Raw genomic sequence first — 21,662 nt, 5'->3', positions numbered from 1 at the left:
ACTAGTTTAAAAGTGAACCAGCTGATTCAATCTTCTTTGGAATAGTTCCATCAAATTTAAAACCTTCGCTAGTAACTTTGAATTTTTTTACTGAAAAACCTTTCAATTGCTTTAAAGCCTTGTTTATAGCACTACCACCATATTTAAGATTGTCATTTGCTTTGTCGGTTGGTATTTTAACTTTACCAATATAAAGTTCTTTTGTTACCCCATCAAATAAACCAGTAGATTTATTGAAAAATAGAGTTGAATGTGCATAAATTGGCTTATTTTCAATAAGTTTTAAGGCAGACTCATATTTTTTGAGAGCAGGAAATTTATTTATAAGTGGTGTTATATCACCAATTACAGCTGAAGCTTCAAGTTCATCGTTTCCAAGACAATGTATCTTTACGTTTTTTATTATTGAATTTCCATTTGAAGACATATTAGCAATTGCGCTAGCTTCTTCGTTAGTAAAAGTAGCATTTACATTTGTGATTCCTTCAGTTAATAAATTATTAGCAAAAATATCTTCTACAGATGCATGCGAATCATCAAACGTGATACCACCCTTATTTACATAGGTGTTAAAATCATCTTTGGTCCATGTAATATCAATTGTTTTTTTAGGACTACTTATAAAATAAAAAGCAACGCCTACTAGAACAACAATAAGTAAAATTGTTCCAAATACAAACTTAAATAAACTCTTAATAAATTTCATATAATCTCCTCCATACTTAATTATAGTATATTATATCAAAAAAAGTATAGTAAAATTTATCTACATTATAAAATAATTATAGCTTTACCTAAATTAAAATAATATAATAGTTATGAAGCTAAGTATTTAAATATTTCTTGACTAGGCTAGGTGAAAATATGAATAATAATTTAAAATCAGTAGGAAAAATTGTGAACTTTGAACTAGATGAGCACGTTTTTTACGAAGGTGAAGATTCAAAAAGCACATATATAATTCTAAGCGGAGAAGTTGAAATATATATAACAAATGATGTAACAAATTCTAAAATTGTACTTGCAAAGCTAGGTCCAGGTGGACTTTTTGGAGAAATGTCAATTATAGATGAAGAAGAAAGAACTGCAAGTGTATGTGCACTTAGTAAAGTTATAGCATTAGAAATAGTCGAAGAAAATTTTAATGAATTTGTTACATTAGAGCCGAAATATGCTATTAATATGATGAAAACTTTGTCAGAAAGAATTAATGTAGTTAAAAATAAAATCGATAATTTGGTGGTGGAAAATATTGATTAATAAAGTTGTATTAAATAGTGGAGAAATTGTTTATAAAAAAGGTGAGATGGCTTTATCATTTTATTTTGTATTAAAAGGTTCTATTAATCTAATTGACGAAAATAATGAATCAAACTTTGCATATAAACAAATTATGCCTAATTCTTTTTTTGGTGCATATGAATTTTTTTCAGAAATTTCTAGAAGTTATACTGCGGTGTGCTTAGAAGATGTCGAGCTTGAATTAGTTGATAAATCAAATATCGAAAATTTTGTTTCTCGTAATTCAATTATGTCTTTTGATTTATTAAAACAATTAAGTAATGAATTGAAGTTAGCTAATGAAGAATTAATAAATAAATCATCAACTAAGATTTTTAATAATGATAAAGAGTTTATGATATCCAAAATAGAGGATGATTTTGTAGTCGAAACAGATAGAGTTTATAGAAAGGCAATACCAAAAGAACACGTAATTTATTTATTTGATAAGGAAGTAGAGTGTCCAGTTTGCAGAGAGAAATTTAAGGTTAATCAAATTAAATATTCAAAATTAAAACTTAAGGTTAAATTAGAAGATGGAAGAAAAATATATGATGGAATAGATGAATTATGGTATCAAATTTGGCATTGTCCGCTTTGTAATTATGCTAATTTTCAAAATAGTTTTTACAAGATAAATAATAAAGTTAGAGAAGAGCTTAGGGAAAAGCTTCCTAGAAATGTTTCTGAATTAAGGTTAGTAAAAACTTCAATAAATGATGTTTTTAAGGATTATTTTTATCTTAGTAGAATAATAAATATGTTTAGTAATTCAAGTTTTTTAAAAGCAAGGCTTTGGCAATCAATAGTATGGTTGCTAGAAGACGTTGAAGATGAAGAGAATGTAAATAAAGCAAAAAGAATTCTTCGTGGATATTATGAAGATGCATGGTTTAATTCAACAGAATATATTAATCCTAATGATGAAGTAAAATTAACAATGAAAATTGGAACTTTGTATTTTGAAGACGGTGATATAAGAACCGCAAGAGACTACTTGCTAAAAGGAACACAGGTAAAGGGAGCAAGTAAGATATTAAAACAAGAATTAAACAATAGATTAATTTCAATAAAAAAAATATATTCAAATAAAAAGGAGAGTTATAATAATTAAATTATTATACAAAATTTATATATGTTTAGAACACTAGTGTGGTTTATGTATTTTATGGGTAGTTTAGTAAAATCGCTTCCAAAACTTTCTAAAATAAACAAAATGGAAAGTAAAGGGCTTATAGAAGAATCTCAAAAAAGAAGTTTTATTATTGTAAAAGAGTGGTGTGATAAATTAATTAGATTAGCAGGAGTAGAAGTTGAAATTATTGGTGAAGAAAATATACCGAAAGAAGGTCCGGTTCTTTTTGTAAGTAATCATCAAAGTAATTTTGATATACCAATATTACTTGCAAAAATTGATAAACCAAAAGCCTTTATAGCAAAAATAGAATTAAAAAAATTTCCTGTAGTAAATAGATGGATGCAAAAGATAAATTGTATATTTATGGACAGAAGTGATATAAGACAATCTGCAAAATCTATAATTAAGGGTATAAAGTTATTAAAATCAGGATATTCAATAGTTGTGTTTCCAGAAGGTACGCGAAGTGAAGATGGAAATTTATTGGAATTTAAAGCTGGAGCGTTAAAATTGGCAATAAAATCAGGCGTTCCAATTGTGCCTATTATTATAAATGGGTCTAAAGAAATTATGCCAAAAGGAAGTAAAACTATAAGATCATCTAAAGTAAAACTTATTATTGAAAAACCAATATTAAATGATGAATATAAAACTCTTGATACATTTGAAATAACAAATAACCTCAAAAGTATTATTGAAAATAAACTTTCTATCTAAATTTGAAAGGATGAAAAGATGTCTAATTTATTTAATACTATAAATGAATTTTCAAGAATGATTAAAACTGAATATAATAATAAATTGAGTAAATATGATATTACATATTCGCAGTATTTATTACTAGAAAATTTATATAAAAAAGGTGATTTATCTCAAAAAGAATTGCTAAATATAATAGGCATTAAAGGATCGACCTTAACTGGTATTATTGATATTTTGCTTATGAAAGGCTTTGTTCGACGAGTGGTTAATACGGAAGATAAAAGGCTAAGAAATATAGTGATTACCGATAAAGGATTAGATAATTATAAAAAGACAAGGAAAGTTGTTTTAATAATAGAGAAAAGAGTATTAAAAAAAATAAAAAAAGATGAAGAAGTACATTTATTGAGTGTAATAAGAAGTATGATTAAAAATATATGAAATGTAATGATTGTAAATTTATTTTCATTACATTTACAATGGTAAATTTATATGATATTCTATAAATAGATTAAAAAATATAAATAGGATGTGATAAAATGTTTGATTGGTTAATAGGATATTCTCCTGTAATACAGGCTTTATTTGCAACATTATTTACATGGTTTGTTACAGCTCTTGGGGCATCGATGGTATTTTTCTTCAAGAAAATTAATAAGACTGTTTTAAATGGGATGTTAGGTTTTGCAGCAGGTGTTATGATTGCAGCAAGTTTTTGGTCACTACTTGCCCCATCAATTGAAATGGCAGAACAAATGAATGTAATTCCTTGGGTCCCAGCAGCAGTAGGATTTTTAGGTGGTGGAGCGTTTTTATTTTTAGTAGATAAACTTCTTCCACATTTACATTTGGGACTTAAAATTGAAGAAGCTGAAGGTATTAAAACAAGCTGGCAAAGAAGTATTTTATTGGTACTTGCAATAACCCTACATAATATACCAGAAGGTTTGGCAGTTGGAGTTGCTTTTGGAGCAGTTGCATATGGACTTCCATCAGCAACGCTTGCAGGTGCTGTTGCACTAGCGATAGGTATTGGTATACAAAATTTTCCTGAAGGTGCAGCAGTTTCTATACCTTTAAGAAGGGAAAATATGTCTAGGTTTAAAGCGTTTATGTATGGTCAGGCATCTGGAATTGTTGAACCAATTGCAGGTGTTATTGGAGCGGCTTTAGTAATTATGATGAGACCAATTTTGCCGTATGCACTTGCTTTTGCGGCTGGAGCAATGATATACGTTGTTGTTGAAGAACTTATTCCAGAAGCTCAATCAGATCATAAAACAGATGTTGCAACTATTGGTGCAATGGTAGGTTTTTCTGTTATGATGATTCTAGATGTAGCACTTGGTTAAAAAAATTCTTGTTTTATAAAAAATCTGATTAAGATATATTTTTAATCAGATTTTTTTATTTAATATAGTATTATTTAGTTTATAGTATTCATTGATAAAATTATAGGCAATTTTCTTTACAAATCTTTCTTCATTAAATATAATTGAAGTAGTAAGTTGTGCTTTATAAGGAGGAAATAATTTGAATACATATAATTCAAAGCTTAAGTCAAAAGAAATGGACGATTTATTTGATGCCATCCTTTCGCTTAATAATAGAGAAGAATGCTATAAATTTTTTGAAGATATCTGCACTATTAATGAACTTTTATCTATGGCTCAAAGATTATCTATTGCAAAATGTTTAAGAAATAATACAAAGTGGATTGAAATTGAAAAAAAGACCTATGCAAGCTCTGCAACAATTAGTAAAGTAAATAAAAGTATTCAGGGTGGTCAAGGTGGTTACAATTTAATACTCGATAGACTTATTGAAAACAAATAGAAGCTATTGAGTACTGCAATGTGATTAAACTAGTATGTAAAAAAGAAGGGGTTAAGTTGATAACACTTAATCCCTTCTTTTTATCCGATGCCTTAGAGTTCTAATACCCCCACTTCTTAAAAAGTGGGGGATAAAGAACTCTAAAAAGGCTCTGGGTTATGTTTTCTAAGATTCAAAGAGGGAGTAAAAACTCCCTCTGAATCCAAGAAATTCATTTATGTGAATACTATAGTGCTTTATTTAATTCTTCTAATAATTTTTCAATATCCATGCCGTGTATAGCAGCAGCTTGGTCAATAGATTCGATTTGCGAAGAAGGACAACCGACGCATCCCATGCCATTATTCATAAGTATTTCTACTGCTTTTGGATATTTCATTATTATATCGCCTATAAGTGAGTCTTTAGTAATCATAATTTCCTCCTTTTGAGAATGTTGTAGTTATAAAAACAACTAATGCTGTTATTTGATTGAATGATTAATACTATTAAGTGTAGTGGTCTTAATTATATCAAAATCATAATTATAGTTCAAATTAAGGCCATCAATAAATCCATTAATAAATGATTTTCTAAGATTATAGTAAACTTCTACATTGTTTCCAGTTGAATTCCAATATTCTTCATGTAAGCATCTTGCTGAATTCCAATTAAGTTCATTTTCTGTATTTAATGTTATTGTATTTATTCTATCGCATGGCATACCTTCTACTAGAAAATTATTAGTTGAATTGAGTATAAATTCAGGTTCATTAATGTTTTTATCAATATTTACTTTTTTTGCAGATTCAAATCCGTAATTCTTATAAATTGATAGTAATTCATTCATTGCAGTATCTTTATTTTTATTTAGTAAAGCAAATGTTAGTTCACTTTGGCGAGTTTCAGCTATTTTTATTCTACCCTGAAGCCATCCATGAATATTGTCTGTATCAATTAATTCTTCAATTGGTCTTTCGTCCAGTAGTTCTCCGTACTTATTTGATAGAGTAGTGTAAAGAGCTTTTTTTTCCTCTTCAGTAAGTATTTTAAGACTTCTTATATCTTTTTCAATTGATTCAAGTAATTTAATTTTATTAAATAACCATGTATGAATTGGTGCTAAAAATTTACTCATTGATCTTCTCCTTTTTAGTTAATTTACTATTATATACTTTAAAAACAAGTTCTTTAAAACTATCTAATCCAATTTTATCTATAAATGGACCTAATTTTTGTCCAAAATCAGCTTTTTCATTGTAAACTTCATAAATTGATTCTACCATACAAAAAGCTTCATCTTCTGAAAGATTTCTAGCAATTGTATCAGATAGGCGTTGATTATATCCAGCACTTCCACCAGCAACAACTATGAAACCTTCTTCATTAGCCAGAAGGCCAATATCTTTTGCATGTACGCTAGAACAACCATTTAAGCAACCGACCACTCCAATTTTAGTTCTATTAGGACAAGGAGCACCGTAAAAACGTTTTTCAAGTTTTAAACCAAGCTTCATTGAATTTTGCCTTGAACGCTTACAAAATGAGGCAGGACAAATTTCAACATTTTTTACTGAATAGGATGATAATATTGCAGGTTCCATATCAAGTTCTTGCCAAATATTATCAATATCTTCTGCATTTAATCCAAGTATAGTTATCCTTTGACCACTAGTAATTTTTATAGTGCCATTATATTTTTTAGAAACCTCTGAGATTTTTATAAGTATTTCTGGAGTTACAAAACCACCAGGAATTCTTGGAGTGATACCATAAGTTCTTTTATTATTTCTTACCTTTTGAAGTACGGCATTTTTGGGATTCATAATACCTTCCTTTATTTTATTTAAAATAATTGATGGATAAATTATTAACTACTACATTTGTATTATAGACTATTTTACAAAGTTAAAACCGTAACAATAGTTACGGTTTTAAAATTTTTCATTAAGATTTAATATCAATCATTTCATAGCCCACATCGTCAATAGTTTCAGCAATTTTTTTTGTATCAAAATCATCACTAAGTTCAACGATAGCATTGTTTTCGCTGGCACTTACAGAAATGACATCAATATTTAATTCTTTTAAAGCGTTTTCTACTCGCATTTCACAGTGGTGACAAGACATTCCGTTAATTGTAATAGTTTTTTTCATATTAACCTCCGTTAGTAAAATAGTTTTAATAAGTTATTCTTAGTTTTTAGAGTTAAGACACCACTTTTATAAGTGGGAATTTTTAAATCAGACTTTAGTAAATCCTTCATTTGATTCCTCAATGTTTAGCTTTAGCTAAACGAGTTTATAAAAAATATATATGTTTTAAGATGTACATTTTTCAAAATAAGTTAAGCTTGCCTTACGCCTTTGGCGTGAAGAGCGAAACTTACTTTGAAAAATGCCTTAGTCTAAGAGCATTAGTAACAACAGATACTGAGCTCATAGACATTGCAGCAGCAGCAAATATTGGATTTAATAGTGGTCCACCAAGTAAATATACTACTCCAGCAGCAAGTGGAATACCTGCAGTATTATATGCAAATGCCCAAAATAGATTTTGTTTGATGTTTCTAATAGTAGCTTTGCTTAAACTAATTGCAGTTGAAACGTCTCTAAGATCATTTTTCATTAGAACAATATCAGCCGATTCAATGGCAACGTCACTTCCGGAACTAATTGCAATTCCAACATCAGCCTGTGCAAGAGCTGGGGCGTCATTTATTCCGTCTCCAACCATAGCTATTATTGAATTATCATTTTGTAGCTTTTTGACTTCATTTGCCTTATCTTCTGGTAATACTTCAGCAATTACTATATCAATATTTACTTGTTTTGCAATCGCATTTGCAGTATCCTTATGATCTCCAGTAATCATTGCAACCTTTATGTTTTGTTTATGGAGATTGTTTATAGCTTCTAAACTTGTATCTTTTATTACATCAGAAACTCCAATTATTCCAGCTAAAATACCGTCTATTGCAACGAATATCGGTGTATTTCCTTCTTTAGCAAGTTTTGTAACGATATCATTAGAAGGCAAGTTAATTTTATTTTTATCAATTATTTTTTTATTGCCAATAATTGCACTAACGTTATTCTCAAGTGATACTTCAATTCCGTAACCAGGAATGTTGTCAAAAGAAGTAACCTCTAAAAATGGAGTGTTGAGTTCTTCAAATTTCTTAACAATGGCATCTCCAAGTGGATGCTCTGATCCTTTTTCAGCAGAAGCTGCTATTTTAAGTATTTCATTTTCAGAATGAGAATTAAATGTTAATATTTTTGTAACTTCAGGTTTTCCTTTAGTTATAGTTCCAGTTTTATCAAATATAACTGTCGTGATTTTATGTGCAGTTTCAAGTGAAACACCACTTTTGATTAAAATTCCATTATCTGCACCTTTACCGGTACCAACCATTATGGCAGTAGGTGTTGCAAGACCAAGTGCGCAAGGGCATGCTATAACAAGAACTGCAATAAATATTTTAAGTGAAAAGTTAATATCTTTTGTAGCTATATACCATGATACTGAAGAAATTATAGCAATAAGTATTACTATTGGTACAAAATAACCTGATATAACATCGGCTAATTTTGCAATTGGCGCTTTTGTACCTTGAGCACCTTCAACTAATTCAATTATCTTAGATATTGCTGTATCTTTTCCAACTTTTTTAGTTTCAATTTCTAAAAGACCATTTTTATTAATTGTTGCACCAGAAACACTACTTCCAACTTGTTTTTCAACAGGGATACTTTCGCCAGTGAGCATAGATTCATCAATACTAGAAAAACCTTTTGTGATTATCCCGTCAACGGGTACTTTTTCTCCAGGTTTTACCCTTACAATATCACCAATTTCAACTTCGTCAATTGGTATAGTAATTTCTTCACCGTCATGTAAAACAACTGCAAATTTTGGCTTTAAATCTATTAATTTTTTTATTGCTTCAGAAGTTTTACCTTTAGATCTATTTTCTAAAGATTTTCCAAGCATAATTAATGCAATGATTATTCCAGCAGTTTCAAAGTATAAATCCTTGTAATATTCTATATTGCCATTTGAAATCATATAAGTTGCATATATTCCATATGCTATTGCAGCACTTGTACCAATAGCGATTAGAGAGTCCATATTTGGATGTCCGCTAAAAAGTGTTCTAAATCCAATTGTATAAAACTTATTTCCAGCGATGACAATAGGTATAAGTAGTAAAATTTGAATTAAAGCAAAATTAAGTGGATAGTAAAGCGGATTTATTATACTTGGTAAAGGTAATTTTAACATATGTCCCATTGCAATATAAAGTAAAGGAATAGCAAATGAAATTGCAACGATAAATTTTACCCACATAATATCAAGTTTAGCTTTACTATTAATATCATCCTCGTTTTTTTCAATTTCGATTGTTTTTGGAACATAACCAGCTTTTTTTATAGCGTGTTTGATTTCTGAAATTCTAAGCAAATCGCTATTATAAGTAATATAAGCTTTTTCTGCTAGTCCGTTAACTGTGACAGAAATAATTCCATCTAATTTATTTATTGCTTTTTCAACGGCGATAGCACATGCAGAGCAAGTCATATCATCAACTGGTATAACTATGCTTTTTTCATTGATTATGATGTTTGGCTCGTAGCCAGCTTTTTCAATTTTTTCAAATATATCTTTTTGGCTAACTAAATTTTCATCAAATTCAATAGTAATTTTTTTTGTAGTTAAATTTACAACTGATGAATTAACGCCTTCTAATTTAGAAGTAACTTTTTCAACAGTAGCTGAACAAGAAGAACATGTCATACCATCAATTAAATATTCTTTTTTTATTGTCATATTATTTCACCTCAAATTTTTTTAATTTTTTAGTAACTGTTTCCATAAAAGATGGACTGCCCCAAAGAACAAAGCGTGCTTTATTTTCACTTTTATCGAAAACGTAATTATATCGATTGTTATAGTCATCATTTTCGAACTCATTTAATGCATCCATTATTTCGTTAGTAATATCTTTAATTTCACTTTTGTCTTTAATAAATAAATCTACTATAATACACAGTTGTATTTTTGTAGAAGGATCAAATAAATGGTTATCCATAAAAACACAAAAATCATCTTCGCTAATAAGTTCTTGGTTATTAGAAGTTGCATGATGACAAGTTCTAGTAGTAGAACTAATGTATTCATCTAAGTCAGTTTGATAAATTCTCCACTGGCCTCCAATTTTTTTGGCTGATATTTTTCCACTATAAATATATCTTCTAATGGTTTTAGCATGAACTTCAAGTTTATTAGCTACTTCGTCTACAGAATAATAAGGATTGTTCATAATTTTCTCCTCCTAGTAATTATATTTTTATTATACACCCCAATTTTGTACATGTCAAGACATAAATGGACAATAATATCTTTTTACAAAAGAAAATGTACAAAATTGTCCGATTGAACTGCAATAATTTAATAAAGTTAACATATAATTAAATTTCGTTAAAAAAATATTTATATACGTTAAAAATTACAAAAATAATTTTATTGTATAAAATATATTGCTCAGATAAAAATATGTAGTACAATGGAAGAGGTTAATATATATGTTTGACAAATAGGAGGCTATTTATGTTAATTGTTTTAAATGATAATACGAGTTCATTTTTTAATCTAGCAGCTGAAGAATATATGATGAAAAACTTTGATGATGATATATTTATGCTTTGGAGAGGTGAAAGATCTATATTAATAGGTAATAATCAAAATGCTCTTAAAGAAATAAATTATGATTATGTAAAAGAAAATAATATAGGTGTTGTAAGGCGAATTACTGGAGGCGGAACAGTTTTTTTTGATTTAGGCAATATTGCATTTGGTTTTATTAAAACGGATGATAAAGCAGAAGATAAAAGTTCTTTTACTGATTTTAGAAAATTTACGATTCCAATTTTAGAAGTACTTAAAAGTATTGGAGTTAATGCAGAATTTTCGGGAAGAAACGATTTAGTCGTTGATGGTATGAAAATATCTGGAAACGCCCAGTATAAATATAAAAATAGGGTGCTTCATCACGGTGCACTTCTTTATAGCGCAGATTTAAAAGATTTGGTAAGTGCTATTAATCCTAGCCAAATTAAATATAAGAGTAAAGGAATAGATTCAGTTAAATCAAGAGTAACTAATATTAATAAGTATTTAAATGAAGAAAATAAAGAACTTGATATTTTAGGCTTTAGAGATCTTATTAACAAACACATTAAAAATAACTATAATGCTTCTTTTTATAAATTTACTGAGAAAGATTTAAATGAGATTGATAAGTTAATGGAAGAGAAGTACTTAACTTACGAGTGGAACTATGGAAAATCACCAAAATATTCTTCTTATAATGAAGAAAAGTTTAAAGGTGGTATTGTTGAAGCATCTTATGAAGTTAAAAATGCAAAAATTTATAAAATTAAATTCAATGGAGATTTTTTCTCTCAAAAAAGTACTGTAGATATTGAAAAAGTATTGATTGGAGTAAATCATAATAAAGAAGATATTAAAAATAAATTAAGTGATTTTAATATAGATGAATATTTTTCTAATATTACTTTAGATGAAATAGTTTCGTTATTATTTTAATGGAGGAAAGAAAATGAAAGAATATCAAAGAAAGCCTGAGTGGCTAAAAGTTCAAATTAAAGATACTAAAAAGCTAGTGCAAGTAAATGAAATACTTAAGGCTAATAATCTTAATACGGTTTGTGAAGGGGCTGCATGCCCAAATCGACTAGAATGTTTTAGTAAAAGGACTGCTACCTTTATGATACTTGGCAATAACTGTACAAGAGGATGTAAATTTTGTAATATAAGTGGCGGAAAACCTGAAACAGTTGATATGGAAGAACCAAAAAGACTTGCTAAAGCAGTTAAAGAAATGGGTTTAAAACACGCAGTAATAACATCTGTTACTAGAGATGATTTAGATGATGGTGGTTCAATGCATTTTTATAATACAGTTAAAGCAATTCAAAATACGAGTAAAGATACTATTATAGAAGTATTAATTCCGGATTTTCAAGGTTGTAGTGAAAGTCTTGATAATGTTATTAAATCGTCGCCAGACATAATAAATCACAATGTTGAAACTATAGAAAGGTTATACTCATCAGTAAGACCCGAAGCAGACTACGAACAATCACTTCATTTACTTAGTGAAGTTAAAGATAGATCTAATATTTATACTAAAACTGGATTTATGCTAGGACTTGGAGAAAAGAAAGAAGAAGTGTACAAATTAATAGATGATTTAAGTGGTAGAAATATAGATTTTCTTACAATTGGTCAATATTTACCACCGTCAAAAGATCACTTTCCACTTGATAGGTATGTAAGTCCTGAAGAATTTGATGATTACAAGGAATATGCCCTTAAAAAAGGTTTTAAATTTGTTGCTTCAGCTCCACTAGTAAGAAGTTCTTATAATGCTTCTGAATTTTTTGAAGCAGTTGTAAATAGGAAGAGTAATTAGTAGTTAAATTAAGTGATTTACAATATTTAAGTTGTGTTTACAAAAAATGTTAAAAAGAGTAGTGAGCCACACTCGGCTTACTACTCTTTTGTTACTTAAAATCCTAATAGTTGACTGCTAACCAAGAAGGTTAAGTGCGCTATTATTTGTTGGTATTTTATTTGTTTGAGCAAAATTTTTAAATTGCTGAAGAATTTGAGATTTTTTTAAATCCATCATTTGGCTTGCGATATCATCACTTAAGCTTTCTTTTGCAGACAAAGTATTTTCTCTAGCAACTTGATTTGATTGAATTGAAGTTTCAAGTGAATTTACTTTTGCACCAATCTCAGTTCTTGATTTTGTTATCTTATCAATTGCGCTATCTATTTTACCAATATCGAAATTACTATCAAGGACATTAAAATCCTTTATGCCAATAGTATCAAGTGTAGTTGTTTCGATTTTCATATTTTCACTCTGATTTGCATTAGGGCTATTTTGCACATTGCCATCGTAACCATTATCAAGAACTTTTATAGTGTTAAAGTCAGTATTTTTTAAAGTATCTTTGATTGAACTTTTTAGACCTTCAATTTGGTTTTGAATGGCAACCTTATCATCATTATTAAGGGTTCCATTCGATGCTTGAATAGCAAGTTCTTTTATGCTTTGAAGTGAATCATTGACAGTGTTTAGAGCACCTTCTGCAGTATTAGCAAGATTAATTGAATCTTTCGTATTGTTAATAGCTTGGTTAAAACCCTTTTCTTTTGCCTTTAACCCTTCATTAATAGCAATATTTGCTGGAGAATTGCTAGATGCATTTCCAGCCAAAATATTATTTATAGCTTTAATATTATTATCTATACGCATATGAGCCTCCTCACAAATTATCATCTACCTCTAGGTATGTATACCCCAAAATACTCTTTTTAAACATTCTCGTCAGAATAATTGTATATAACTGAACTAATTACAATATTTGTTTTGATAGATAAATCGTAAATTTCATTGTAATCTTTTCGCCTTTTATCAATTACTTTTACCTTTGGCCTTAGAGGTAAGTTTGTATTTTGACTTACCACGACGCAAGGGGCGTTATTTGAAAGCATGACTAGAGTTCCTACAGTATAAAGCATTATTTTTTTTGAAAAAATATCTACTATTTCAAAATCAAATTGTTTGCCAGCATTACCCATTATAAATTCTAATGCCTCATTTGGCATAATTGCATTACTAGAAGGTTTATCAGAAGTCATAGAGTCAAAAACATTTGCAACTGCAACTATTCTTGAATATAAATGAATTGCTTTTCCATAAGTTCCATTTGGATAACCAAGACCGTCAAAACGCTCGTGATGCTGTAAAACCACGATATTTGATTTTGTTGACAGAGCAAAATTTTCTTTAAGATAATTATATCCGAGTTGTGAATGTGTTTTAGTTAATTCTTTTTCAGTTTCTGACAATTTTTCTTCTTTATTTATAATTTCTTCTGGTAATAGAGTTTTTCCAATATCGTGTAGAAGGGCGCCAATAAATAAAGTTTGAAGCTCATTTCTTGAAAATTTAAGTTCCATGCCAAGAACTAGAGAAATAATAGCAACATTTACGGAATGTTCATAAGTGTAAGTACTTACATTTTTTAAGTCAACTAAATTTACTAGTAAGTTAGTATTAGAAGTTAAATCTTCAATAATACTTTCTGAAATGCTTTTCATATTATCTAAGTATTTTTCCATTCTTCTTATACCAAGATTTTTTTTTAGTCCTTGTGATTCTTTTTTTGAAAATCTATTATCTTTTTCAATATTTTTAAAAGTTTCTTTTATTGTTTCAATTGCCTTAATTCGTAGCTCAGGCTTTATTACTTCTTTAATAGATTCACTAGAATACTTATCTTCAATGTATATAGTGTAAATATTATTGTTGTGAATTTTTTTTAGTAAATGTTCTGTAAGTAATACACCTCTTTTTAGAAGTACTTTACTTTTTGAATTATATAGATCTCTTGCGAGATATGCTTCACCTTTTACTGAATTAACAGGAACAATTCTCATATTATCAATCCTTTTTATAATGATAACTATAGTATAACATACTAAGATTGCTAATTTATCGATAAAGATTACAAAAAAAGTGTGTTAAAAAAATGTTTTTTGATTTATTTTTTTTTATAAAAGAACGTTCAAAATACCACCCTGTGGGATAGGGTGGTAAAAAGGGCTAGTTTTTTCTAAAAAAAATTTTTTTAACAATTGTGATAGTATCTACATTACATCAATATAAGATAAAAAAACGATTGTGTTAATATTAACAAACTTGAGGCTATGCTTAAGAATTACCAATGTTTGTGATTGACTTATCTATCATAAGTAAGTAAAATGAAAAAGGAGAAATTAAGATTGTATACAGTATAATCTAATATGTATACAATTTATTTGATGATATATTTTAGATAGTTATTCTAAATTTAATGAGGGGGGTATAAATTACAAAAATTATTTGTAAAGTTTTATTGATATATTTTTCTAGCATATTGTTAACGGAGGTGTGCACCTATGGGTAATTTTATATTACTTTTTATTACTCTATTTGTTTTTTGGGCTGGATTAGTTTTTCCACTATCTTTTCAAGAACTCATAGTAGGCATTATTTTAAGTTTTAGTATTTCTTTACTAGTTTCTATTAGAATTAAAGGTAAAGAAATGTATAAAATTTCTGGAATTCCTTATGTTTTTAAATTTATTTTTATTTTTGCTTGGGAATTAATTAAAGCTAATTTTTCAATTGCAAAAATTGTACTTACACCAAGTTTACCTATTTCACCAAAAATTGTTAAGGTGAAAACAAGTATTAGATCTGAACTTGGAAAAGCAGTTCTTGCTAATTCAATAACGTTGACACCAGGAACACTAACAATTGATTTGGTTGGCGATGAACTTTATATTCATGTTGTTGATGGAAAAAAGGTTTCAGATGCTGATGATATTTTGTTGCCGTTTGAAAAAACGTTGAAAGGAGCGCTTGACAAATGATGTATTTGATTACTGGATTGATTCTTTTTGGAGTAATTCTAACAATTCTAAGAATTATAAAAGGAAAAGAACTTGAAAATAGGGTAGTTGCTGTTGATACACTGACTACTATTACTTCTGCAATTTTATTGATTGCTGCTCATCTAAGTAATAATGGATTACTACTAGACGTTGTGTTAGTGTATGCGATTTTATCGTTTACGTCTGTAATTGCAATGGCAAGATATTTAGAAGGGGGCTTATAAAGTGACAATTATTGGTTATATATTTTTAACAATAGGTGCCATATTCCTTTTTTTAGGTGGACTTGGCGTTTTTAGAATGCCTGACGTTTTAAATCAATCTCAGGCAGGAACGAAAGCTTCTACTCTGGGTATTGTATCATTTTTAATTGGTCTTATATTTTTTCACCCAGCATGGGGATTTAAACTAGTGATTATTGCCTTATTCTTTTTTGCAACAGGACCGATTTCTTCGCATAAAATAACTAGGGCAGCGTTAATAAGAAATAAAGAAAATTTTATTCTCAGCGAAAATGCATTTGAAGATAGGTTTAAAGTAGATCTAGAAGAAGACGGAGGTGATAATAATGATGATAGTATTAGCTAGTTTATTATCTTTAGTAATGGTTATTACTGCTATTTGGGTCGTAATTACTAAAAGTATACTAAAAGCAATAATTATTTTTGCGGTTGTATCATTAGTTTCTGCTGTATCATTTATTTTTATGCATGCACCAGACGTTGCAATTACAGAAGCTTCAATTGGAGCTGGTATAACTACTGCAATCTTTATTTTATCGTATAAGAGGATTTCTGAGTAAAAAAACGGAGGATAAGTAAGATGAAAAATGATAAATCATTACTATTAAACATCTTAGCGATTGCTTTTTTAGCAGTTTTAGCATATTTTATTTATACTGTTGCAACGGATGATGGAGTTGGTGTAAAACTTACAGATGACAATGTTATTGAAAATAGAGTTGCTTATAGATATTTAAATAAAAATGTTTTAGATGAAAATAGTAAGTATGACTGGGGAACTACTGCTGAAGACAGTGCTGCAAATATAGTTACATCTGTTGTAGCTGATTATAGATTGTTTGATACTTCACTTGAAGTAATTGTTCTTTTTATAACTGTTATGGGATTTGGCCTTGTAATTCCAAGGGAAGATAGAAAAATTAAAGAGTCAACTGAGTTATTATATCATTGGACTCCAATTATTATGACTTTTATGTTATTAGTTGGTGGATATATGTTTATTAATGGTCATATTTCACCCGGTGGTGGATTTCCAGCTGGTGCAATAATGAGTTCAGCTGTTCTTGTAGGTGTTTTAGCTGGAAAACAAACAATTTCGCATACTAATTTAAAAAGAATTGAAGCTATTATGGGAACTTTGATATTTTCTTTAGCAATACTTGGATTTGTTTTAAAAGGAAGCTTCTTTGTTAATTTTCTTGAAGGTGGAAAGGTCGGAGATTTATTTTCTGCTGGACTAATTCCTATTTTATATACTTTAGTTGCTTTTAAAGTATCTGCAGAAATATCAGGTATTTATTTTGAATTTTATGAAGGAGGAGAAGAACATGAGCATGCTTAGTATTTTTCTTATATCATCAACTTCTCTTATTTTTATTGGATTATTTGGAGTTCTTACAAGAAAAAATATTGTAAAAATTCTTCTTAGTTTAAATATAATTGAAACAGGAATAAATTTACTATTAGTTGCATTTGGATATAAAGAAGGTGGACAAGTTCCTATTCTTACTTCTTCTGATAGCATAAATCAACTTATTAATATGGTAGACCCTGTGCCTCAGGCTTTAGTCTTAACATCAATTGTAATTGGACTTGGTACTACAGCTTTTGCACTTGGATTAACAATAAGATATTACAAAACTCATGGAACTGTATGTATTGATACGAGTGATGAAGAGGAGGTAAGCTTAAATGAATAGTGTTTTATTTTTAATAGTAATACCTCTACTTGGCGCTTTTCTTGCTTTGTTTGCAAAAAAAGCAAATAGAACAATTGCTACAATAATCGCTTTATTTATGGAAATTTTTTCGATTATTATATATCTTAGTGACAAATTACCAACTTCTGTACTAATAGGAGGGTGGCAAGCTCCATTTGGAATAAACTTTGTATTAACACCGATGTCGGTTTCTTTTATTATTTTAATAAATTTAGCTGCGGCTATTTCTCTTTTTGTTATTAGAGGAGAAAAGAGTTATCAATTTTATTCTACATTCTTAGTATTACTTGCAGCATCAAATGGAATTGTTTTAACTGGAGATATTTTCAATTTTTATATTTTTAGTGAATTAACTGCATTTGGTATTACTGCATTAATTGCATACCCAAGAGATAAAAGAAGTACAGGAGCGGCTCTTAAATATTTGATATTAGCTTCAACAGCTTCATCATTTCTTTTAATAGGGATAGGAATAATTTACAAAACTCTAGGAACTTTAAATATTGCTGATATAGCTTCAAAAGTACCTTTATTAAATCCATTAACATTAGAACTAATAATTGTGTTAATGCTTGCAGGGATATTTGTTGAGCTTGAGTTATTTCCATTTAATATGTGGGTTCCAAAAGCATATTTTGGAGGAACTACAAGCGTAAATGTTATGCTTCATGGAATGCTTGGTACAGCCGGTGCATATATTATTGCAAGAATTTTATTAACAATGTTTGCGGCAAGTGGATCAGGGATTCTGATAAATGCGAATATTGCCAACTCAATTTTAATTATTGCTTCACTAACAATACTTGTAAGTGAAATTGCTGCCTTTGCTGAGAAAAAGTTGAAAAAAGTTTTAGCATTTTCATCAATGGGTCAAATGGGGCTTATAATATTTGGTTTTATGGTAGGAAATGAGCAAGCTTTAATTGGTGCTTTTTATATGGTTGTAGCAAACTTTTTAGCTAAAACAATACTATTTGTTTTAGCAGGAGAGTTTATTTCTATGACTGGGAGTGATAACTGGGAAGATATGAAAGGTATTGGAAGAAAACATCCCGTGTCAGGCCTAGCATTTGTTGTAGCATCTTTAAGTTTAATGGGTGTTCCATTTTTCGCCGGTTTCTGGGGAAAACTTGGAGTTATTCAAGGAGCAATAAATGGAAGTGGATTTATGGTTGTTGGGATAATAATTATTCTTATTACAGCTATTATTGAAGGCGTTTATTTCCTTAAAATTTCACATACCTTATTTTTAGAAAAAGATAAAAATGAAGAATTCAAATCTAGTGCTCGTAAAACATCACTAGTAATTGCAGCGTCACTTGCAATAATAGTTTTAGCTATTGGAATTAAACCTGGTTTAATTAAAGCAAATGTAAATAGCGCAGCAAACGAAATTTTAAATTCAACTACAAATTATGTAGATGTAGTATTTAAGGGGAGGTGATTAAAGTGGATAAGATGTTAATGATATTATTATTGCCTCTTCTAGTGGCACTTCTTACTACTGTAATCATGAAGTATCAAAAAGTAGTTTGGTCGCTATTTTTCGTAGTTTCAGGATTTCTTAGCTATGAATTATACACTATGTATGGAAAATGGGACTTAGTTTATAATGTTGAACTTGGTTTTAAAATATTTAACCAAAATGTAGTACTCGGTCTAGTAAATAGTCCACTTGGATGGTTTTTTGCGTTCTTTGCATCACTTACAACTTTATTAATAGCTATGTTCTCTATAGCTTACAATGATAAAAAACACGATAGTAAAACTGCACCAATTTGGCTGATACTTATCTTTTCAAATTTAGGAATATTCTTTGCAAAAGATTGGCTTATGTTTTTTATTATGTGGGAAGCTATGAGTACAACTGCATATTTTATAATTGCTCATGGAAAAGAAGTATCGGCAAAAGCGGCAAAGTTTTATTTATCAATTTCTTTAATTGGAACATCAACACTTTTGCTTGGAATAATTTTAGTTTCAAATTTAGCCAATTCGTTTGATATTGCTAGATCGATTGATAGTGTAATTAAATTATTTTCGGTAAATTATGGTTTAGCTTTATTTTATATAGGATTATTTGTAACAACATTTTTAATTAAATCTGCAGTATTTCCGTTTTATATGTGGCCTTCAAAGGCTTACGCAGAGTCACCGGATGATTTTACACCGTTTTTATCTACAGTTATGAGTAAATATGGTGTTTATGGTATTGCAGTTTTTATTCTTCCTATTTTACAAAATGCTAATATACCAGCACTTGGGAAAATAAATGAACCTGCATATATGTTAGCTTATCTTGGAGCTATTACATCAGTCCTTGCTACCTTACTTGCAATATTCCAAACAGATATGAAAAAATTATTTGCATATTCTTCAGTAGCAAATATTGGATATATTGTTATGGGTCTATCTACCATGAGTGCTATTGGTATTGAAGGAGCATTATTTCATTCAGTTAACCATATGATATTTAAAACAGCAATTTTCTTATCTCTTGCAGCAGTCATTTACAGAACTGGGGAAAGAGATATGCATAAATTAGGTGGATTAGTTTATAAAATGCCACTTACATTTATGGTCTATTTACTTGCCATTATTTCAGCAGCTGGAATACCGCCATTAAATGGATTTACTTCTAAATGGCAAATAATACAAGCTTTAATGTCTCAAAGAATGCTATTTGTTGCCATTGCAATGATATTTGCTTCAACTGGAGCATTTATGTATTTATTTAGATGTCTAGCTTCAGTATTTTTAGGACAATTACCTGATAAATACAAAAGTGTAAAAGAAGCACCACTTTTTATGGCTATTCCAATGACTATACTTATGGTTATTATGTTATTAGTAGGAGTTATTCCTGGAATTATTACAAAGCCTATACATGTTGTTTTAGTAAGTATGGGATACAAAGTTAAAGAAGCAACTTGGACTACTGTTCATAGTGCACTTTCTAATTCTGACCTTAATTTAACATATTTATTCTATGTATTTATGGCAGCTTTTGCAATTTCTTTAATAATGTATATTTTTTCAGCTAAACAAACGAAAGTGGCTCAAGAAGATAATTATACTGGCGGTGAAAGACCAGAAGACTGGGGAACTACACCTGAAAGATTTAATTTTTCTTATGGATTTTATCAGCCCTTTAAGCAAATATTTAATCCAATGCTTTCACTTATTTCATTTGATAGATGGATGAGTTCTTTTGGAAGAATAGTTGAACGAGTAAGTAACGCGCTAGGTATTTTATATACAAAAAGTGAAGGAGCTATTCTTATGTTATATATTGGAATTGCGATACTAATAATAGGGGGGTGGATAATATAATGGTTATTTTGAATATATTATTATACGCTTTTGGTTCTATTCTAGTAGGGCTAACGTTTATGGGTATAGGAAGAAAAGTTACTGCCAGAGTACATTTAAGATATGGACCACCTTTTTATCAATCAATTATGGATGTAATTAAATTATTAAGTAGAAAATCTATAACACATAATTTTGTTATGGACTTAGGTATGATAATGTCGCTTGCAGGTCTAATTGGAACAATGTTATATGTTCCAATCTCAGGTCACACAGCTTTTATATCAAACACAAATATAGTAGTAATTATGTATTTGATGGCAATTGGTTATCTTGGAATGGCAATGGCAGTTGCTGCTAGTGGAAATCCAAATGCCGCTATTGGAGTATCACGTGCACTTACAATGATGCTTGGATATGAAGTTCCTTTTTTTACAGTTATTCTTGGTTTGATTATATTTAATAATTCTTCATCAGTTGCTGTAATTGCAGCTTCTCAGGCTGGTTCGATATGGAATTGGAACATTTGGCATATGCCTCTTGGCTATATTGCAGCTGAAATAACGCTTCAAGCTATGATGGGAGAAAAACCATTTGATGCTATGATAGCACCTGCTGAGATAGCATCTGGTCCAATGGTAGAACTTTCTGGTAAATATTTAGGTCTTGGATTTTTAACTCATGCAGTTTCGATTTTTGTTGAAACTGGGTTAATTGTTAACTTCTTCTTTGGTGGAGGAGCAAATCCAATTGATTTCGTATTAAAGCAACTTGGAGTTTATTTAGTTGCAGTTATATTTGATAATATATTTCCTAGATATAAAATTGAACAAGCGGTTAAATTCCTTTGGATTTTCCCAATGGGTCTTGCTGTAGTTCAGCTTTTACTATTGGCGTTTTAAGGAGGA

Annotated in this window: 26 protein-coding genes; 17 read left to right on the top strand and 9 right to left on the bottom strand. The window is 29.3% G+C overall.

The window, feature by feature from the left end:
• Position 1 precedes the first annotated feature (1 nt).
• Positions 2 to 706, bottom strand: a complete 705-nt coding sequence (locus tag AACH12_RS11620; protein ID WP_338535575.1) for a hypothetical protein — start codon at positions 704 to 706, stop codon at positions 2 to 4.
• Positions 707 to 864: 158 nt separating this feature from the next.
• On the opposite strand from AACH12_RS11620, the gene AACH12_RS11615 reads away from it, so the two are divergent.
• The 6 genes from AACH12_RS11615 (at position 865) to AACH12_RS11590 (ending at position 4,957) form a co-directional block, all read left to right on the top strand.
• Positions 865 to 1,260 carry a Crp/Fnr family transcriptional regulator gene (locus tag AACH12_RS11615; protein WP_338535574.1) on the top strand — a complete coding sequence of 132 codons (396 nt, stop codon included), beginning with the start codon at positions 865 to 867 and terminating at the stop codon, positions 1,258 to 1,260.
• The gene (locus AACH12_RS11610) at positions 1,253 to 2,395 is read left to right on the top strand and encodes a DUF2225 domain-containing protein (RefSeq protein ID WP_338535573.1); all 1,143 of its coding nucleotides are present in this window, start codon (positions 1,253 to 1,255) and stop codon (positions 2,393 to 2,395) included. The genes AACH12_RS11615 and AACH12_RS11610 overlap by 8 nt, the downstream gene beginning before the upstream one ends.
• A 21-nt stretch (positions 2,396 to 2,416) precedes the next feature.
• Positions 2,417 to 3,136, top strand: a complete 720-nt coding sequence (locus AACH12_RS11605) for a lysophospholipid acyltransferase family protein (RefSeq protein ID WP_338535572.1) — start codon at positions 2,417 to 2,419, stop codon at positions 3,134 to 3,136.
• Positions 3,137 to 3,154: 18 nt separating this feature from the next.
• A complete protein-coding gene (locus AACH12_RS11600) occupies positions 3,155 to 3,562 on the top strand; it encodes a MarR family winged helix-turn-helix transcriptional regulator (protein WP_338535571.1) in 408 nt (135 codons plus the stop codon).
• Between the two features lie 98 nt (positions 3,563 to 3,660).
• A complete protein-coding gene (locus AACH12_RS11595) occupies positions 3,661 to 4,473 on the top strand; it encodes a ZIP family metal transporter (protein WP_338535570.1) in 813 nt (270 codons plus the stop codon).
• Between the two features lie 181 nt (positions 4,474 to 4,654).
• Positions 4,655 to 4,957 (top strand): YerC/YecD family TrpR-related protein, encoded by a 303-nt coding sequence (locus AACH12_RS11590; protein WP_338535569.1) that lies wholly within the window; start codon positions 4,655 to 4,657, stop codon positions 4,955 to 4,957.
• 226 nt (positions 4,958 to 5,183) lie between these two features.
• On the opposite strand, the gene AACH12_RS11585 is transcribed toward AACH12_RS11590, so the two are convergent.
• From AACH12_RS11585 to AACH12_RS11560, 6 genes are all read right to left on the bottom strand, one after another.
• On the bottom strand, positions 5,184 to 5,375 hold the full coding sequence (locus tag AACH12_RS11585) for a DUF1858 domain-containing protein (protein ID WP_338537387.1): 192 nt from the start codon (positions 5,373 to 5,375) through the stop codon (positions 5,184 to 5,186).
• 45 nt (positions 5,376 to 5,420) lie between these two features.
• On the bottom strand, positions 5,421 to 6,074 hold the full coding sequence (locus AACH12_RS11580; protein WP_338535568.1) for a hypothetical protein: 654 nt from the start codon (positions 6,072 to 6,074) through the stop codon (positions 5,421 to 5,423).
• Positions 6,067 to 6,762, bottom strand: a complete 696-nt coding sequence (locus tag AACH12_RS11575; RefSeq protein ID WP_338535567.1) for a nitrite/sulfite reductase domain-containing protein — start codon at positions 6,760 to 6,762, stop codon at positions 6,067 to 6,069. The genes AACH12_RS11580 and AACH12_RS11575 overlap by 8 nt, the downstream gene beginning before the upstream one ends.
• A gap of 121 nt (positions 6,763 to 6,883) precedes the next feature.
• Positions 6,884 to 7,093, bottom strand: coding sequence for a heavy-metal-associated domain-containing protein (locus AACH12_RS11570; RefSeq protein WP_338535566.1), 210 nt, complete (start codon positions 7,091 to 7,093; stop codon positions 6,884 to 6,886).
• A 229-nt stretch (positions 7,094 to 7,322) separates the two neighbouring features.
• Positions 7,323 to 9,770 (bottom strand): heavy metal translocating P-type ATPase, encoded by a 2,448-nt coding sequence (locus AACH12_RS11565; protein ID WP_338535565.1) that lies wholly within the window; start codon positions 9,768 to 9,770, stop codon positions 7,323 to 7,325.
• Between the two features lies 1 nt (position 9,771).
• Entirely contained in the window at positions 9,772 to 10,263 is a 492-nt protein-coding gene (locus AACH12_RS11560; protein WP_338535564.1) for a helix-turn-helix domain-containing protein, read from the bottom strand.
• A 287-nt stretch (positions 10,264 to 10,550) separates the two neighbouring features.
• Between AACH12_RS11560 and AACH12_RS11555 the strand changes: the two genes are divergently transcribed.
• Both AACH12_RS11555 and lipA read left to right on the top strand, forming a co-directional pair.
• Entirely contained in the window at positions 10,551 to 11,549 is a 999-nt protein-coding gene (locus AACH12_RS11555; RefSeq protein ID WP_338535563.1) for a lipoate--protein ligase, read from the top strand.
• 13 nt (positions 11,550 to 11,562) lie between these two features.
• Positions 11,563 to 12,438 (top strand): lipoyl synthase, encoded by an 876-nt coding sequence (gene lipA / locus AACH12_RS11550; protein ID WP_338535562.1) that lies wholly within the window; start codon positions 11,563 to 11,565, stop codon positions 12,436 to 12,438.
• Positions 12,439 to 12,555: 117 nt separating this feature from the next.
• Here lipA and AACH12_RS11545 read toward each other — a convergent pair whose 3' ends face one another.
• The gene (locus tag AACH12_RS11545; protein ID WP_338535561.1) at positions 12,556 to 13,293 is read right to left on the bottom strand and encodes a flagellin; all 738 of its coding nucleotides are present in this window, start codon (positions 13,291 to 13,293) and stop codon (positions 12,556 to 12,558) included.
• 59 nt (positions 13,294 to 13,352) lie between these two features.
• On the bottom strand, positions 13,353 to 14,480 hold the full coding sequence (locus AACH12_RS11540) for an HD-GYP domain-containing protein (protein ID WP_338535560.1): 1,128 nt from the start codon (positions 14,478 to 14,480) through the stop codon (positions 13,353 to 13,355).
• Positions 14,481 to 14,981: 501 nt separating this feature from the next.
• Between AACH12_RS11540 and AACH12_RS11535 the strand changes: the two genes are divergently transcribed.
• The 9 genes from AACH12_RS11535 to AACH12_RS11495 are packed head-to-tail and all read left to right on the top strand — an operon-like array spanning position 14,982 to position 21,656.
• On the top strand, positions 14,982 to 15,458 hold the full coding sequence (locus AACH12_RS11535; protein WP_338535559.1) for a Na+/H+ antiporter subunit E: 477 nt from the start codon (positions 14,982 to 14,984) through the stop codon (positions 15,456 to 15,458).
• Positions 15,455 to 15,703 (top strand): monovalent cation/H+ antiporter complex subunit F, encoded by a 249-nt coding sequence (locus tag AACH12_RS11530; RefSeq protein ID WP_338535558.1) that lies wholly within the window; start codon positions 15,455 to 15,457, stop codon positions 15,701 to 15,703. Before AACH12_RS11535 ends, AACH12_RS11530 begins: the two co-directional genes overlap by 4 nt.
• 1 nt (position 15,704) lies before the next feature.
• On the top strand, positions 15,705 to 16,067 hold the full coding sequence (mnhG, locus tag AACH12_RS11525; protein ID WP_338535557.1) for a monovalent cation/H(+) antiporter subunit G: 363 nt from the start codon (positions 15,705 to 15,707) through the stop codon (positions 16,065 to 16,067).
• On the top strand, positions 16,048 to 16,281 hold the full coding sequence (locus AACH12_RS11520) for a Na(+)/H(+) antiporter subunit B (RefSeq protein ID WP_338535556.1): 234 nt from the start codon (positions 16,048 to 16,050) through the stop codon (positions 16,279 to 16,281). Before mnhG ends, AACH12_RS11520 begins: the two co-directional genes overlap by 20 nt.
• Before the next feature lie 20 nt (positions 16,282 to 16,301).
• Positions 16,302 to 17,063, top strand: a complete 762-nt coding sequence (locus tag AACH12_RS11515; protein ID WP_338535555.1) for an MnhB domain-containing protein — start codon at positions 16,302 to 16,304, stop codon at positions 17,061 to 17,063.
• Positions 17,050 to 17,421, top strand: a complete 372-nt coding sequence (locus AACH12_RS11510; RefSeq protein ID WP_463670990.1) for a sodium:proton antiporter — start codon at positions 17,050 to 17,052, stop codon at positions 17,419 to 17,421. Before AACH12_RS11515 ends, AACH12_RS11510 begins: the two co-directional genes overlap by 14 nt.
• Positions 17,414 to 18,886, top strand: a complete 1,473-nt coding sequence (locus AACH12_RS11505; protein WP_338535554.1) for a complex I subunit 5 family protein — start codon at positions 17,414 to 17,416, stop codon at positions 18,884 to 18,886. The genes AACH12_RS11510 and AACH12_RS11505 overlap by 8 nt, the downstream gene beginning before the upstream one ends.
• Before the next feature lie 14 nt (positions 18,887 to 18,900).
• Positions 18,901 to 20,775, top strand: coding sequence for a proton-conducting transporter transmembrane domain-containing protein (locus AACH12_RS11500; RefSeq protein WP_338537385.1), 1,875 nt, complete (start codon positions 18,901 to 18,903; stop codon positions 20,773 to 20,775).
• Positions 20,775 to 21,656: a respiratory chain complex I subunit 1 family protein gene (locus AACH12_RS11495; RefSeq protein ID WP_338535553.1), complete on the top strand. Its 882-nt coding sequence runs from the start codon at positions 20,775 to 20,777 to the stop codon at positions 21,654 to 21,656. The genes AACH12_RS11500 and AACH12_RS11495 overlap by 1 nt, the downstream gene beginning before the upstream one ends.
• Positions 21,657 to 21,662: the final 6 nt, after the last annotated feature.

This window comes from Helicovermis profundi, from assembly GCF_033097505.1.
In the GTDB taxonomy this organism is placed as follows: domain Bacteria; phylum Bacillota; class Clostridia; order Peptostreptococcales; family Acidaminobacteraceae; genus Helicovermis; species Helicovermis profundi.
The sequence above is the reverse complement of the archived record's forward strand: the minus strand, read 5'-3'. Positions and strand labels throughout refer to the sequence as shown.

Coding starts and splice junctions, on each gene's coding strand:
- AACH12_RS11560 (WP_338535564.1), bottom strand. CDS start 10,263: ATGAACAATCCTTATTATTCTGTAGACGAAGTAGCTAATAAACTTGAA.
- AACH12_RS11605 (WP_338535572.1), top strand. CDS start 2,417: ATGTTTAGAACACTAGTGTGGTTTATGTATTTTATGGGTAGTTTAGTA.
- AACH12_RS11620 (WP_338535575.1), bottom strand. CDS start 706: ATGAAATTTATTAAGAGTTTATTTAAGTTTGTATTTGGAACAATTTTA.
- AACH12_RS11615 (WP_338535574.1), top strand. CDS start 865: ATGAATAATAATTTAAAATCAGTAGGAAAAATTGTGAACTTTGAACTA.
- AACH12_RS11570 (WP_338535566.1), bottom strand. CDS start 7,093: ATGAAAAAAACTATTACAATTAACGGAATGTCTTGTCACCACTGTGAA.
- AACH12_RS11530 (WP_338535558.1), top strand. CDS start 15,455: ATGATGTATTTGATTACTGGATTGATTCTTTTTGGAGTAATTCTAACA.
- AACH12_RS11495 (WP_338535553.1), top strand. CDS start 20,775: ATGGTTATTTTGAATATATTATTATACGCTTTTGGTTCTATTCTAGTA.
- AACH12_RS11535 (WP_338535559.1), top strand. CDS start 14,982: ATGGGTAATTTTATATTACTTTTTATTACTCTATTTGTTTTTTGGGCT.
- AACH12_RS11595 (WP_338535570.1), top strand. CDS start 3,661: ATGTTTGATTGGTTAATAGGATATTCTCCTGTAATACAGGCTTTATTT.
- AACH12_RS11540 (WP_338535560.1), bottom strand. CDS start 14,480: ATGAGAATTGTTCCTGTTAATTCAGTAAAAGGTGAAGCATATCTCGCA.
- AACH12_RS11580 (WP_338535568.1), bottom strand. CDS start 6,074: ATGAGTAAATTTTTAGCACCAATTCATACATGGTTATTTAATAAAATT.
- AACH12_RS11515 (WP_338535555.1), top strand. CDS start 16,302: ATGAAAAATGATAAATCATTACTATTAAACATCTTAGCGATTGCTTTT.
- AACH12_RS11565 (WP_338535565.1), bottom strand. CDS start 9,770: ATGACAATAAAAAAAGAATATTTAATTGATGGTATGACATGTTCTTCT.
- AACH12_RS11500 (WP_338537385.1), top strand. CDS start 18,901: ATGTTAATGATATTATTATTGCCTCTTCTAGTGGCACTTCTTACTACT.
- AACH12_RS11600 (WP_338535571.1), top strand. CDS start 3,155: ATGTCTAATTTATTTAATACTATAAATGAATTTTCAAGAATGATTAAA.
- AACH12_RS11575 (WP_338535567.1), bottom strand. CDS start 6,762: ATGAATCCCAAAAATGCCGTACTTCAAAAGGTAAGAAATAATAAAAGA.
- AACH12_RS11555 (WP_338535563.1), top strand. CDS start 10,551: ATGTTAATTGTTTTAAATGATAATACGAGTTCATTTTTTAATCTAGCA.
- AACH12_RS11545 (WP_338535561.1), bottom strand. CDS start 13,293: ATGCGTATAGATAATAATATTAAAGCTATAAATAATATTTTGGCTGGA.
- AACH12_RS11505 (WP_338535554.1), top strand. CDS start 17,414: ATGAATAGTGTTTTATTTTTAATAGTAATACCTCTACTTGGCGCTTTT.
- lipA (WP_338535562.1), top strand. CDS start 11,563: ATGAAAGAATATCAAAGAAAGCCTGAGTGGCTAAAAGTTCAAATTAAA.
- AACH12_RS11510 (WP_463670990.1), top strand. CDS start 17,050: ATGAGCATGCTTAGTATTTTTCTTATATCATCAACTTCTCTTATTTTT.
- AACH12_RS11520 (WP_338535556.1), top strand. CDS start 16,048: ATGATGATAGTATTAGCTAGTTTATTATCTTTAGTAATGGTTATTACT.